The organism is Blastomonas sp. AAP25 (assembly GCF_001295965.1).
Taxonomy (GTDB): Bacteria; Pseudomonadota; Alphaproteobacteria; order Sphingomonadales; family Sphingomonadaceae; genus Blastomonas; species Blastomonas fulva.
In genome coordinates, this window is the sequence record NZ_LJHP01000020.1 from 90231 (window position 1) to 103887 (window position 13657).

A 13657-nucleotide genomic window follows, 5' to 3' on the forward strand; every position below is an offset into this window, starting at 1 on the left:
CGCATGGTTCGCGGCCCTATCTGTGGAAAGGTCCCGGCGAGGAAGCGGGAGGCAATCTGCACCGATGGAAACGTATGACTACATCATCGTCGGAGCGGGCTCGGCAGGTTGCGTGCTGGCCAACCGGCTGTCTGCTGATCCCCGCGCCCGCGTGCTGCTAATCGAAAGCGGGCCCGACGACAGAAGTCCATTCATCCGCATGCCGCGGGGGATCGGAAAGCTGCTCGCTCCGGGCAATCCCCATGTCTATGCCTATCCGGTGACCCCGGCAGGCAACCAGCCGCAGGAAGTGTGGCTGAAGGGCCGGACAGTCGGCGGGTCGAGCTCGGTCAACGGCATGGTCTACATGCGCGGGAGCCCGCAGGATTATGACGATTGGGCCAGCGCCGGGTGTGAAGGCTGGGGCTGGGACCGGATTGGCAAGCAGTTCATTGCTCTCGAAGACCACGTGCTTGGGGCCGGTGATGGACGCGGCGCAGGCGGACCTTTGCGGATCTCGCAGCATCCTTCGGGCAACCCGCTGTGCGATGCCATGCTGACGGCAGCGGGCGAGATGGGGGTTCCGCAGGTTGCCGATGTCAACGCGCTTGATGTCGTCGCAGATCAGGGCATGGGATATCAGACGCTCACAACCTACAAGGGGAAACGGTTTTCAGCCGCTCGCGCCTTTCTTGATCCGGTCCGCAGCCGACCCAATCTGGACATCCTGACCGGCGTTCGGGTCGAACGCATCCTTTTCGACGGCACGCGGGCCAGCGGTATTACTCTCAGCGGCCAGACGATCGGATGCCGCCGCGACATCATCCTCAGCGCTGGCGCTGTCGAAAGCCCCAAGCTACTCGAGCTCTCCGGCATTGGCGCTGGCGCCAGGCTGCAGGCGCTGGGCATCGAAACGCGGGTCGACAGCCCGCTGGTCGGCGAGAATTTGCGTGAGCATCGCTATGTTGCGCTCGACTGGAAGGTGACGCGGGGCAGTTCCAACCAGAAGCTGCAGGGGCTCGGACTGCTGGCCTCGGTTTTGCGCTACTTCCTGCTGGGTTCCGGTCCAATGACCGACGCGGCCCACGAGATCGGGGGCTTTATCAAGACCCGACCCGAGCTTGACCGACCCGACGCGCAGATTGGGTCGATGCTGGTGACCATGTCGATCGGCCCGGATGGCGCGCCATTGCTCGATCCATTCCCCGGCATGCGGCTGCTAGGCTATTTCACCCGCCCGGAGAGTCGGAGCTGGACGCATATCACCTCGCCCGATCCCGACGCCGCGCCCGAAATACATGCCAACCATTTCGCCGAGGACATCGACCGGCAGACAGCGCTCGACCTTTTCAAATGGCTGCGGCGCCTGGGTCAGCAGGCGGCGCTGGCGGGCTGGATTATCGAGGAAACCGGCAAAGGTGCCGCTGCCCGGACCGATGAGGACATCATGGCCAACCTGCTGCAGCTGGGCGGCACAAGCTTTCACATCGCAGGGACCGCCGCGATGGGTGCCGACGCCGGCAGTGTGCTGGACCCACAACTGCGCGTGCGCGGGGTCACGGGCTTGCGCGTCTGCGATACCTCGGTGATGCCGACACTCGTTTCGGGCAACACCAATGCACCCGCCATGGCCATCGCCATGAATGCGGCAGACATGATCCTCGCAGATAGGGCTTCAGCATGACCGTACCGTTTACCGATATCGCAACGCTCTACATCGACGGCCAGCATGTCGCGCCGCAGGGTGGTCACGAGGCGGTCATCAATCCGGCAACCGAGGCAGTGATCGGCCATGCGCCGGTTGCCGACAGTGCCCAGGTCGATGCGGCGATCGCTGCGGCGCGTGCGGCATTCGATCACGGCCCATGGCCGCAGATGACGATGGACGAACGCGGCGATGTGCTCGACCGGATGGTCGCGGCGCTGCGGGCTCGCCAGGCTGACATTGCGGCGCTGATCGTCGCTGAGGTCGGCTGCGCGCAGGGCATCACCCATTTGATGCAGGTCGCCAATCCGATCAACCATCTGGCATCGACGATCCGCTATGGCCGCCGCGATGAAGCTGATCGGTTGCCGATCGACATCACACCCAACATGATGATGCCCGGCGGCCCGCAAAGCATCGGTGGCACCACGGTGGTGCGTGAGCCGTTCGGTGTGGTCAGCGCGATTACCGGGTACAACTTCCCGTTCCTGCTGAACCTGGCAAAGATCGGTCCGGCGTTGATGGCGGGCTGCACCATGGTCCTCAAACCCTCGCCGTTCACGCCCTATTCGGCACTGCTGTTCGGACAGATCTGCGACGAGATCGGCCTGCCCGCAGGCGTGTTGAACATCGTCACCGGTGGCACCAGTGAAGGCCAGCTGCTGTGTACCGACCCCAGGGTCGACATGGTGACCTTCACCGGATCCGAGGGGGTTGGTGCCAGCATCATGGCGCAGGCGGCACCGACATTGAAGAAGGTGCACCTCGAACTTGGCGGCAAGTCCGCGATGATCGTGCGCCATGATGCCGATGTGCAGCGAGCCGCTGCGATGGCCGTCGGCTTCTTGTCGGTCAATGCCGGTCAGGGTTGCGCAATTCCCACGCGGCTGCTGGTCCACAACAGCATTCGCCCGGCCTTTGTCGCCGCCGCAACCGCATTTGCGGCACACATCCGGATCGGCAATGCGTCCGACCCGGCCGTCACGATGGGGCCGCTGATCCGCGAAAGCCAGCGCGCCAAGGTCGAGCATTACATTGCACTCGGCAAGGCGGCGGGGGCTACATTGGTCTGTGGTGGTGGACGACCCGCCGGGCTTGATCAGGGATTTTTCACCGATTTCACTCTGTTCGACAATGTCACAAACGACATGGCGATCGCGCAGGACGAGATTTTCGGTCCGGTCGGCTGCATCATCGGCTTCGACAGCGACGACGAGGCGGTGCAAATTGCCAACGATTCGCGCTATGGTCTCAACGGCGCGATCGAAACTGCCGATGCAGCGACAGGTTATGCCATGGCGATGCGCATCCGCACCGGCAGCGTGGCGCTCAATGGCGGCACCGGCACGATGAGCTTTGCACCAATCGGCGGCTACAAGCGTTCAGGGATAGGCCGCGAATATGGGCCGCACTGGCTGCGCGAGTATCAGCACGAAAAGTCGGTCTTCTATCCCATCGGCTGAGCGGTGACAGGGGCGGCGGTGGCGGGTCAGAGCCCCTGCGCCGTCTCCAGCACGCCTTGGGCAAAACAGTCCATCGATGCCTCGCGCTGGGCGGGAGCACCGACACCCCAGGCTAGATCGACAACCCCCACCCCGCAATCGCGGATCGCCTCGAACCTGCCCTTGAGCGTATCTGGTCCACCCACGAAATAAGGTTCGAGTATCAGCGGCACTACCGGCGGACCGCCCAGCGTTTGCTGCTGTATCTGCGCCTGCTCGGTTGCCTTTGCGCCGAAGAACGCGCCCATCTCGTCGAACGCCTGCGCATCGCTGGGCGCCGCATACGCGATGCCGCGATACAGGATATGCTCCGGCCCCGGCTGCCAGCCGGCCTTGTCGGCTTCGGCATGATAAAGCGCAACCCAGTTCCGCACGGCGTCTGGCGGCGCGAACGAAAACGCAATGCCCATCCGCCGGGTGGCGGCAAAGCGCACCGACTCATCACTGTTGCCCGATCCGAAGACCGGTGGGTGCGGCGTCTGCACCGTTCGGGGCCAGACCGAGACCGTGCTGAACTGGAACTGATCACCATCCCAGGCGAATGGCGAATCCTCTGTCCATGCCTTGATGATGAGGTCGATGCCTTCCTGCGTCATCGCGCGAGTGGAATTGGCATCGGTATCGTAGGTCTGGTGCTCGTTCGGCGTACCCCGCAAGAACAGCACGACCAGCCGCCCGCCGCTCAGCATGTCGACCATCGCCAGTTCCTCGGCCAAACGAACCGGGTTGCTCAGCGGAACCAGCGGGCCCAGCAGGGCAAGCCTGGCACGGCTGGTCACCTGCGCCAGTGCCGCCGCCATCACACAAGGGTTGGGGGTCATGATGTAAGGCGCATAATGGTGCTCCGACACGCTGACCCAGTCAAAACCCAGAGCGTCGGCCTTGCGCGCCATGGCGAGGCTGTGATTGAACGAGGCCAAGGCGACGTCGCGCTGGCAATAGGCAGCTTGCGCTGGCCAGATCTCAAGTCCTGGGGCGGGCCCATCATAGCCGACCATGCACAGACTCGATACCAGCATCGGCAATATCCCCTCATTGCGCCCTGCCGACATGATTGCCGAGCGGGCGGGCAATACGCCTATCCAAAGAAGGGCGTTGCGGTTGGCGCAGCAGCTAGCCTTGGCTCCACAAAAGAGGGGAGTGCCGGATGAACCAGACCATGACGGCGGGATCGAGCCTGAGCGCTCAGGATGAGCGAGACATTCACGCCATTCTGGTGGCCTATGGGACATCGATCGATCAACGCGATTGGAAGCGATTGCGCGCTTGCTTTTCGGAAGATTGCGAAGCGGATTACGGCAGTTTCGGCAAATGGCACGGCGCTGCGGCGGTCGCCCAGTTCATGAAGCAGGTTCACGCAGACCTCGGCGCAACGCTGCACCGGATCAGCAACATCGAAATCCGCAAGGTCGATGGTCAGGTGAGCACACGCGCCTATGTCGATGCGTTGCTGATGCCGGTCCAGAACGGCGGGCCCATCCACCGCGGGATCGGATATTATGATGACCAGCTGATCCGCACCAGCGGGGGCTGGCGCATTGCGCGGCGGCAGTTCACCCCCGTGCTGATTGATTGAGGAACGCGCGCATGACCAGCCTTTCAGGAAAGACCGCCGTGGTAACCGGCGCATCGGCGGGCATCGGCGAGGCGACCGCGCGGGCGCTGGCCGGTGCCGGCGCGCGCGTGATGCTGATTGCCCGGCGGCTCGATCGGCTGGAGGCACTGGCCGAAGACATAGGCGCAGGAGCCTGTTGCCTCGCGATCGATCTGGCTTCGGTCGATGCGGCCCAAACGATGCTGGACGCGGCCACCTCACAGCTTGGGCAGGTGGATATACTGGTCAACAATGCCGGTATCCTGCGCACCAGCCATGTCGATAGCTTCGACCTGGCCCAGCTGGAGCCGATGATCGCGATCAACTACAGCGCTGTCGTGCGCAGCAGCATCCTGTTTGCAAGGGCAATGAAGCAACGCGGCAGCGGGCAGATCGTCAACATCTCCAGCATCGGCGCCAGTTTGTCGGCATCAGGCGCCGGGGTCTATGGCAGCCTCAAGCTGGCGCTGGATCGCTTTACCGACGTGCTGCGCATAGAGCTTGCAGGCAGCGGCGTCAGGGTCGGACAGGTAGCCCCGGGCACCACATCGACCGAGATTTTCGAGGATATGAAGGCCAGGGGCCAGCCGGGATGGGATGAATACATTCCCGCCATGGTGCCGCAGGACATTGCCCGCGCCATCCTCTTCATGTGCGAGCAGACCGGGAACGCCAACGCGGCCAGAATGCACATCTATGCCACATCGGAGGGGTTTTAGGCCCAAACGCCAGTCAGTCCAGCCGCGCATAGGCCGACAGATCGAACGGCGCGAACGGCTTTCCCTCCCTTGCCTTGTTCACCCATTCGGCATCCATCAGCAGCGCCCGGCCGAGTGCCACCAGATCGAACTCCCCGGCTGTGAAACGGCGGACGACTTCATCCAGGTTGTCGATGGCTAACGTCGGCTGCGCAAAGCTTGCGGCAAGCTCCCTGTCGAACCCGATTCCGCCCACCGTGATCACCGCCTTGCCCGAAAGCCTGCGGACCCAGCCAGCCAGACCCATCTCCGATCCGGCGAATGCGGGCGTTGAAAACACACGGGTGCTGACATCGAAGATATCCACCCCGGCTTCTGACAGCGAATCCGTGATAACTGCGAGCTGTTCGGGTGTTTCGGCCAGCCTCGCCTCATAGTCCTGCAGCTTCCATTGCGAGAGCCGGAACACGATGGGGAAGCCGGGACCGACTGCGGTGCGCACCGCCTGGACGACCTCGGTCGCAAACCGCGTGCGGCGCAGAATGTCACCGCCCCAGGCATCGTTACACGTATTGGTGGCTGCCCACAGGAAACTGTCGATGAGATAGCCGTGGGCGCCATGCAGTGCGACGCCATCGAAACCCACAGCCTTGGCGTTGGCGGCACTGCGCGCAAACGCCGCAATCACGGCGACGATATCCTCGTCGGTCACGTTATAGGGGTCCAGCGAGGGCGCTTGCGGGTGTGGCGGCGTACCTTCCTGCCGGATACCGCCCATGTGCCAGAGCTGTGGCATGATCTTGCCGCCGACTGCGTGCACACCGTCCACGACTCTTCGCCAGCCGCTCAACGCGCCATGGCCGTGCAACACGGGGATATCGTGCTCACCCATCGAACCATGACCGATCGCTGCTGGGTGATCGACACCCACGCCTTCGGTGATGATCAGACCAACGCCAGCCGCTGCACGGCGTGCATAATAAGCCGCAACATTTTCACCCGGCACCCCGCCTGGCGAAAATTGCCGGGTCATCGGCGACATCACGAAGCGGTTAGCGAGGACTAGCGGACCACAAGCGAAGGGCGAAAACAGCGGAGCCAAATCGTTGCGCATCGTATCATCCGTCCCTCGACATTCTGGGGAGAGATACCGCAGCCAGCGCCGCACAAACCTTCCGCAAGGCAGGAGCGATGGCGTGTCTTCAGGCGGCAACCAGAGCCAGCGCGCTTTGCGGACAGGCATCGGCGGCTTCGCGCGCTGTTTCCTCCAGCTCGGGCGGGACCAGATCGCTCTCGACAAACACGATGCCGTTTTCGTCCAGCTTGAACACCTCGGGGCATATGTCTGCGCAGACACCATAGCCGCAACAGGCTGGCTTGTTGATGACAACCTTCAGCGTAACCTCTCCTGACATATCCACCTCCTCGATCTGTTTTGTTGGAACACAACTTACAGCTTGAACACATTTCATTCAATATGTATAACCCGACTCAACGAAAAAACTGAACCAGAGAGGATGCATCATGCTGCAGAAAACGAGCCTGGTCCTTCAGGACGGCACGACGCTGGATGATCTGATCAAGCGCGATACCAACGAGGTGTCGCTGCGGGTGATGACCGACAAAGAGCTCTACGAACATGAGATGGAGCGGGTTTTCGCAAAGACCTGGCTGTTGCTGGGCCATGAGAGCGAAATTCCGAAGGCCGGCGATTTTGTCGTGCGCGACATGGCGGAAGACAATGTCATCGTGGCGCGTGACCGCGAGGGCAATGTCAACGTATCGCTCAACGTCTGCCCGCACCGCGGGATGCGGGTCTGCTTGGGTGAGGCGGGCAACAAGCATGTCCACCAGTGCATCTACCATGGCTGGGCGTTCAAGCCCAATGGCGACTTCATCGGCGCGCCGATCGAGAAGGAGAAGATGCACGGCAACAACGTCGACAAGGCAACGCTGAACCTGAAAAAGGCGCGTGTCCACCTTTACGGCGGCCTCATCTTCGCCACCTGGAATGTCGATGGCCCCTCTTTCGACGACTTTCTGGGCGACATGAAATACTATCTGGACCAGTTGTTCTGCCGCACGGACAGCGGCCTTGAACTGCTGGGGCCCCCGCAGCGCTTCGTTATTCCATGCAACTGGAAGATCCCCGGCGAACAGTCCGGATCGGACGGCTTTCACACGCTGACCCTGCACCGTTCGCTGATGGAAGGTGGCGTGATGGGCGGCACCGCCGAGACGATCTATGATCAGGCACCCGGGATGTATGGTGTCGATGTGTCGTGCGAACAGGGCCACTCGCTGCGCTGCCTCGAGGCGGAAAAGACGTTCAAGATGTTTGCCGATGTCCCGTTCGAGGGCAAATCGGTTGAAGAGCGGCTCAACCTGCTGACGCCCCCCGGTGTGACCAAGGAGATGATCCCGCAGCTGTTCAAGAACCTGTCTGCCGATCAGGTCGAGCAGCTGGCAACCATTCCGCCGCAGGTTGGCGGCATGTTCCCCAACATCTTGCTGGCCTTTATCTTCGCCCCCCGCACCGATGGCGGAGCATCGGGCGCACTGGCTCTGCACACCTATGTGCCCAAGGGTCCCGACAAGGTTGAGTTCGTCAACTTCATCTTCGCCGAGAAGGATGCGCCCGAGCAGATGAAGCGCGACATGCTGCAGAATGCCGTCCAGCAGACCGGCACATCGGGCACGATCGAGCAGGACGATGCCGATGTGTGGCCTGTCATCATGCGCAATGCGCGTGGTGGCGTGAGCAAGCACATGACGCTGAAATACCAGGCCCTGCACGGCCATGAACGCCCCGAGGGCTGGAAGGGCGAAGGCCTGCTCTATCCCGGCTTCACCAAGGACGACACCCAGTGGAACTGGTGGCTGGCCTACCACAAGCTGATGAGCGAAGCCTGAGCATCACGGGGAAACACGATCATGACCACAACCAGATCCACTGCCGCTCCCGATCAGACCACCATCCTGCGTGGGCTGGTGTCCAGGGCCCGGGTTCCGCTCGGCTCGGCGATCTACAATCGGTTGCTCGAGACTTTGTACGATGAAGCTGCCGCGCTCGACGAACGGCGTTTCGACGACTGGGTCGCGATGCTGGAGCACGACCTTGTCTACACCGCACCGATCCGCCTGACCCGTACCGGCCCCAACCGTGACCGCGATGTCATGCGCACCATGTACCATTTCCATGAGGACTACGGATCGATCCTGATGCGGACCGGCCGCCTGCAGAAAAGCGCCTGGGCAGAAGATCCGCCATCGCGTTGCCGCCGGTTCGTCACCAACGTGCGCGTTGGTGAATGCGAGACCGCAGGCGAATACGAGGTTGTCAGCTATCTGTTCCTCGAACGCAGCCGTGGCGACAATCCGGAGAACGAACGGATGACTGCGGAACGTCGGGATGTGTGGCGTGAGGTCGATGGTGCCTACAAGCTCGCCCGGCGCGAGATCATCGTCGACCAGTCGGTGCTGGGCATGTCGAACTTTGCGGTGTTCCTCTAACGATCATGTCCGCAGCAAGCGCCCCTCATGTTGTCGTCGTCGGAAGCGGACTGGCCGGGTTCGGGGTACTGCGCGAACTGCGCAAGCTCTCGCCTGAAGCCAGGCTGACGATGGTGACGCTGGAGGACGGGCATTTTTATTCCAAGCCGGCCCTGTCGACAGCGCTGGCCAAGGGCAAGACAGCGGAAACGCTGGTGACATCCCCTGCCGAAAAGATGATCGCGCAACTAAAGCTTGATGGGCGCATCGGACGCGAAGCGGAAGCGATCGACCGGGCCGGCAAGGCGTTGTGCACCACCGGCGGCCCCATTCCCTATGACGCGCTGATCCTGGCGACAGGAGCCGTGCCGATCCGCCCGCAGATTGCAGGCGATGCTGCCCATCGCGCGATCTGCGTCAACCAGCTCGGCCATTACGAGCGGTTCCGCAAGGAATTGCCTGACGGCGGGACCGTTCTGGTCATGGGCGCGGGCCTGGTCGGAACAGAGTTCGCCAATGACCTCGCTACCAGCGGCTTCACCCCGGTTGTCGTCGATATGTTGGCAATGCCGCTTGGCAGGCTGGTGCCTCCAGCCGTCGGGCAGCAGGTGCGCGACCGGCTGGTGGCGGCGGGCGTGACCTGGCATCTTGGCCGCAAGGTGGTGGCGATCGATTACCGCCAGCCCGGCCCCGGTTATAGCGTGACGTTGGATGATGGAACGCAGATCGCAGTCGATCTGGTGCTGTCGGCGGTCGGGCTTGCCCCTGACATCGCGCTGGCCCGCGAGGCCGGACTGGACACCGGCGCTGGCATCAAGGTCGATGATTGCGGCCGCACCAGCGATCCACACATCTTTGCATTGGGCGATTGCGCTCAATACCAGCATGGCCTGTCGGCGTATGTCATGCCCATCATGGCCGCTGCGCGGGCGATTGCCGCGACTGCGCTTGGCACGCCCACCAGCATCCGGTTCCCGCCACTTTCGGTGCAGGTCAAGACAACGTTGTTGCCGATCAATCTGCTGCCGCCTCCCTTATCCGTCGAAGGGGTCTGGACGCTTCTGGAAGACGATGCGGAAGGCAGTTGCCATGTCTACGTCGACGCGGCGGGAAGAGAGCATGGCTACGTGCTGACAGGGAACAAATGCGGTCAACGCACGCAAATGGATCAAAGGGTGGGAGAGTTCGCATGAGCGGTTTGCTCGAAGGCAAGGTTGCCATCGTTACCGGCGGCGCCAAGGGTCTGGGCCACGGCATCTCGCGAGCCCTTGCGAAGGAGGGTGCATCGCTGTTGATCAGCGGGCGAGATGGTGCTGCAACCGCCAAGGTTGCGACGGAGATCGAGCGGGACTTTGGCACAAAGGCCATCGGCATCGCTGCGGATTCCGGCGTCAAGGAAGACGTGGTTGGAATGGTGCAGCAGGCGGTCGATACCTTCGGCGGTCTCGACATTCTGGTCAACAATGCCTCGCTGCTCTCGGCAGGCGTATTGCTGGAACATAAGACCGACGAGATGCTGCGCCGTACACTGGAGATCGGCATATGGGGCAACTGGTGGGCGATGCAGGCGGCATTCCCGCACATGAAGGCGCGTGGAGGAGGCTCCGTCATCAATTTCAGTTCGATCGACGCGCAGACCGGCGCCTGGCTGCACAGCGATTACAACATAAACAAGCTGGGCATTGTGGGGCTGACCCGCAGCGCGGCGGTGGAATGGGGTCGGTACAATATCAGGGTGAACGCGATTGCGCCGACTGGCCTGGGGCAGGTGTTTGCCAAGCTGGTCGACGAGGTCCCCGGCTTCATGGAAACTGTCGTCGCCTCCAATCCGCTCAAGCGCGCCGGCGATCCCGAAAAGGATATCGGCCCGGTCGTGGTGTTCCTGGCATCGGACATGGCGCGTTTCGTTACCGGCGAGATGATCAACGTCGATGGCGGACAGAACCTTCCCGGCTATGTCAGCGTCCCGCATAACCTGGAAGAACTCGAAGGAAGCGCAGCATGAGGCTGATCGCCACCGAGATCGAGCCCGAGCCCGCCCCCGAGGTGGAGCTGTCACCCAGCGTGATCCGCATCATGAGCGGGGCGCTCGATGCGATTGCCAGCCGCGGCGTCAAACGCCTGTCGATGAGCGACATCATCGATGCCAGCGGAGTTTCGCGCGGAACCGTGTATCGCTACTTTTCTAACAAGGACGAGGTCCTTGTCGCGGTGGCGGAATATGTCTGCGTCGGCTTCGAGACAGGGATCCGCGAAGCAGGAGCTGGCATCGACGACCCGATGGAGCGTTTCAAGGCGGTGATGCGGTTCTATGGTCGCTATACCAACGAGAATTCGCCCGATCGGGTGTTCGAGGTCGAGCCCGCCTTCCACCTGTCGTTTTTTCGCAGCCGCTTCACCCGCTACAAACAGGCGGTGCTCGATGCGCTCGAACCTAGCTTCGACTATCTCGACGGGCTGCTGGACGAAGCGATCAACCGGGATGCCATCGTCGAGACGCTGGTGCGAAGCCAATTGAGCACGCTGCTGGTACCGGCCAGTCCGGAATGGAACCGCCTGTGGGATGACACCGCAGAAAACATCGAAAAATGGGCACTCAGGATTGCCGCGACATACGCCCAAAACTCGGCACGGAAAGGAAGCAACAATGGCTAGTCTAGCAATGATCAAGACCGAAGAGTTCTCCACGTTTGCCGATAAGGCTACTGCAGATGCCATGGTGGCCAAGGCCAAGGAACTGCGGCCGCTGTTGATGGAGCAGGCCAAAGACGGCGAGATGCAGCGTTCTCCCACCAAGCTGGTCGAGAAAGCGCTGTTCGATAACAAGATCCTCTATGCCCTGCTGCCCAAGCGGCTGGGCGGCGTCGGCCTCTCTCTCACCGATTTTTGCCGCATGCAGATCGAGATCGCCAAGGGTGACCCCGCGATCAGCTGGGTGGTGCAGATCATCAACGGGACCAGCTGGGTGACGAGCCTTGCTCCAGACAGCGTGCAGGATATCGTTTTTGCCAACGGCCCGACCACGGTTTGCGGCGCTTACAACCCCCCGGGCAAGGCCCGCAAGGTCGATGGTGGCTGGATCATCAACGGGGCCTGGCCATATACCTCCGGCTCACGCCAGTCGGTCTGGGCCCAGCAGGGTGTCGTGCTCGAAGGATATGAAGGCCCCGTCGTCCCCGGGATCAGCATGTGCTACATTCCCTTCAAGGACCTCACGATCAAGGACAGCTGGTATGTCACCGGCATGCAGGGCACCGGGTCGGACACCAGCATCGCCACCGATGTCTTCATCCCCGACGCCCAGATGGTGCTAATGGATGAGCGCGCCGGCCAGATCGATCGCACCAAGCGCAACTTTGGTGCGCCAACCGATCTTCTTCCCGTTGTTCCGGTGGTCCGCACCACTGGCATCGCCCAGTTGATCGGCGCGGTCGAAGCGATGCTCGAGATCGTCACCGGCGAATCGAAAAAGCCCGTGCTGACCACGACGATCGGCCCACGCACTGGTTCTGGCTCGTATATGCGCGATCTCGGTGAAGCGGCTGCCAAGCTGGATACCGCCAAGCTGATCCTGTTCCACCTGGTCGGCGAGCTCGACAATGTCGCGCGCGGCGAGATGGAACTTACCCTGGCGGACAAGGCCCGCCACCGCGCGCAGTGTGCACAGATGATCACCTTGGTGCACGGCGCCTCGGAATCGCTGATGTTCCAGGCGGGATCGTCCGCATTCTCGACTGAAAAGCCGATCAGCCGCTACTGGAAGGACGTCTCGATGGGGCTGCGCCACATCCAGAACATCCCGACCATCGGCTATGAAATATACGGACGCAACATTGCCGGCGGCGACATGATCTCGCCACCGGGAGCCTTCTAATCGGGCATCAGCCGGTGCCGGAAAAACGCGAGTATCTCATCCCGTGCCTGAACGGTGGGCTGTCCAGCCTCATCGATCAGGTGCAGGGTGACGACGCTGTGCGGCGTCTTGAGCGGGGCATTGGGGTTGGCCGCTGAATCGGGCAGCACTTTGCCAATGAAGCGATCGCCCAGCGCATTTTGGAACGCGGCAAACCGCTCGGCGCGGCAGAAGCTGTCGCCGTCGAAGCGATAACCGAGCACGGTCAGGTCTTCCGCCTCCATCCGCGCCTTGACCGCCGCGAGGTCTGCAGGGTCGATCGCCATACCGGCCGGGTTGTTGAGCGGCAGCGATGGCTGCGACATGACCGGCGCGAGCATCGCCTTTTCGAGCATCATCGACAGCGCGAAATTGCCGGTAAAGCACATGCCGATCGCGCCTGCTCCCTTGCCGCCGCATTCGCCATGCGCCTGCGCCGCCAACGCCCTCAGCCACTGCACGACGGGGCTGGTGTCGTTGCTGGCAAACGCCCTGAACTCGCGGCTGATGCAGACGCGGGCCAATGTGAGCATCGCCTTGCCGCTGCCCGGCAGCACGCCGTCCTCGCCGAACAGCGAGGGCATATACACGGTAAAGCCGGCATCACGCACCCAGCGGGCAAAGCGCGCCACATACGGGCTGATCCCCGGAATTTCGGTCATCACAATGACCGCGGGACCAGTGCCGGCGACGTAGACCCGCTTGGTCCTGCCCATCAGCGTAATCTGACGGATTTCGAAATCATCGAGGGGATCGCGCCGGCCCGGGTCTAAACTCGCCATGCAGACACCTCTT

14 protein-coding genes are annotated in these 13657 nt (G+C 62.3%); 10 read left to right on the forward strand and 4 right to left on the reverse strand.

Annotated features, from left to right (window positions below; genetic code table 11):
- Positions 1-64 precede the first annotated feature (64 nt).
- On the forward strand, positions 65-1663 hold the full coding sequence (locus IP68_RS13585; RefSeq protein ID WP_054135537.1) for a GMC family oxidoreductase: 1599 nt from the start codon (positions 65-67) through the stop codon (positions 1661-1663).
- Positions 1660-3147, forward strand: a complete 1488-nt coding sequence (locus tag IP68_RS13590; protein ID WP_054135538.1) for an aldehyde dehydrogenase family protein — start codon at positions 1660-1662, stop codon at positions 3145-3147. The genes IP68_RS13585 and IP68_RS13590 overlap by 4 nt, the downstream gene beginning before the upstream one ends.
- Before the next feature lie 26 nt (positions 3148-3173).
- Here IP68_RS13590 and IP68_RS13595 read toward each other — a convergent pair whose 3' ends face one another.
- Entirely contained in the window at positions 3174-4205 is a 1032-nt protein-coding gene (locus IP68_RS13595) for an LLM class flavin-dependent oxidoreductase (RefSeq protein WP_171900236.1), read from the reverse strand.
- 128 nt (positions 4206-4333) lie between these two features.
- On the opposite strand from IP68_RS13595, the gene IP68_RS13600 reads away from it, so the two are divergent.
- Together IP68_RS13600 and IP68_RS13605 are read left to right on the forward strand one after the other, a co-directional pair.
- The gene (locus IP68_RS13600; protein ID WP_231684003.1) at positions 4334-4762 is read left to right on the forward strand and encodes a nuclear transport factor 2 family protein; all 429 of its coding nucleotides are present in this window, start codon (positions 4334-4336) and stop codon (positions 4760-4762) included.
- Positions 4763-4773: 11 nt separating this feature from the next.
- Positions 4774-5499, forward strand: a complete 726-nt coding sequence (locus tag IP68_RS13605; protein ID WP_054135540.1) for an SDR family oxidoreductase — start codon at positions 4774-4776, stop codon at positions 5497-5499.
- Positions 5500-5512: 13 nt separating this feature from the next.
- Here the strand turns inward: IP68_RS13605 and IP68_RS13610 are convergent, their stop codons facing one another.
- A complete protein-coding gene (locus tag IP68_RS13610) occupies positions 5513-6592 on the reverse strand; it encodes a 12-oxophytodienoate reductase (RefSeq protein WP_054135541.1) in 1080 nt (359 codons plus the stop codon).
- An 88-nt stretch (positions 6593-6680) separates the two neighbouring features.
- Complete coding sequence (locus IP68_RS13615; RefSeq protein ID WP_054135542.1) at positions 6681-6893, reverse strand: ferredoxin; 213 nt, start codon at positions 6891-6893, stop codon at positions 6681-6683.
- Positions 6894-7002: 109 nt separating this feature from the next.
- Between IP68_RS13615 and IP68_RS13620 the strand changes: the two genes are divergently transcribed.
- From IP68_RS13620 to IP68_RS13645, 6 genes are read left to right on the forward strand one after another with little or no spacing between them, the layout of a single operon-like run.
- Positions 7003-8391: an aromatic ring-hydroxylating dioxygenase subunit alpha gene (locus IP68_RS13620; protein ID WP_054135543.1), complete on the forward strand. Its 1389-nt coding sequence runs from the start codon at positions 7003-7005 to the stop codon at positions 8389-8391.
- Positions 8392-8412: 21 nt separating this feature from the next.
- Positions 8413-8991 carry a 3-phenylpropionate/cinnamic acid dioxygenase subunit beta gene (locus tag IP68_RS13625; protein ID WP_054135544.1) on the forward strand — a complete coding sequence of 193 codons (579 nt, stop codon included), beginning with the start codon at positions 8413-8415 and terminating at the stop codon, positions 8989-8991.
- 5 nt (positions 8992-8996) lie between these two features.
- Positions 8997-10163 carry an NAD(P)/FAD-dependent oxidoreductase gene (locus IP68_RS13630; protein ID WP_054135545.1) on the forward strand — a complete coding sequence of 389 codons (1167 nt, stop codon included), beginning with the start codon at positions 8997-8999 and terminating at the stop codon, positions 10161-10163.
- Entirely contained in the window at positions 10160-10975 is an 816-nt protein-coding gene (locus IP68_RS13635) for an SDR family NAD(P)-dependent oxidoreductase (protein WP_054135546.1), read from the forward strand. The genes IP68_RS13630 and IP68_RS13635 overlap by 4 nt, the downstream gene beginning before the upstream one ends.
- Positions 10972-11625: a TetR/AcrR family transcriptional regulator gene (locus tag IP68_RS13640; protein WP_054135547.1), complete on the forward strand. Its 654-nt coding sequence runs from the start codon at positions 10972-10974 to the stop codon at positions 11623-11625. The genes IP68_RS13635 and IP68_RS13640 overlap by 4 nt, the downstream gene beginning before the upstream one ends.
- Entirely contained in the window at positions 11618-12844 is a 1227-nt protein-coding gene (locus IP68_RS13645; protein ID WP_054135548.1) for an acyl-CoA dehydrogenase, read from the forward strand. The genes IP68_RS13640 and IP68_RS13645 overlap by 8 nt, the downstream gene beginning before the upstream one ends.
- On the opposite strand, the gene IP68_RS13650 is transcribed toward IP68_RS13645, so the two are convergent.
- Positions 12841-13644, reverse strand: a complete 804-nt coding sequence (locus tag IP68_RS13650) for a dienelactone hydrolase family protein (protein ID WP_054135549.1) — start codon at positions 13642-13644, stop codon at positions 12841-12843. The genes IP68_RS13645 and IP68_RS13650 overlap by 4 nt on opposite strands.
- Between the last annotated feature and the right edge of the window lie 13 nt (positions 13645-13657).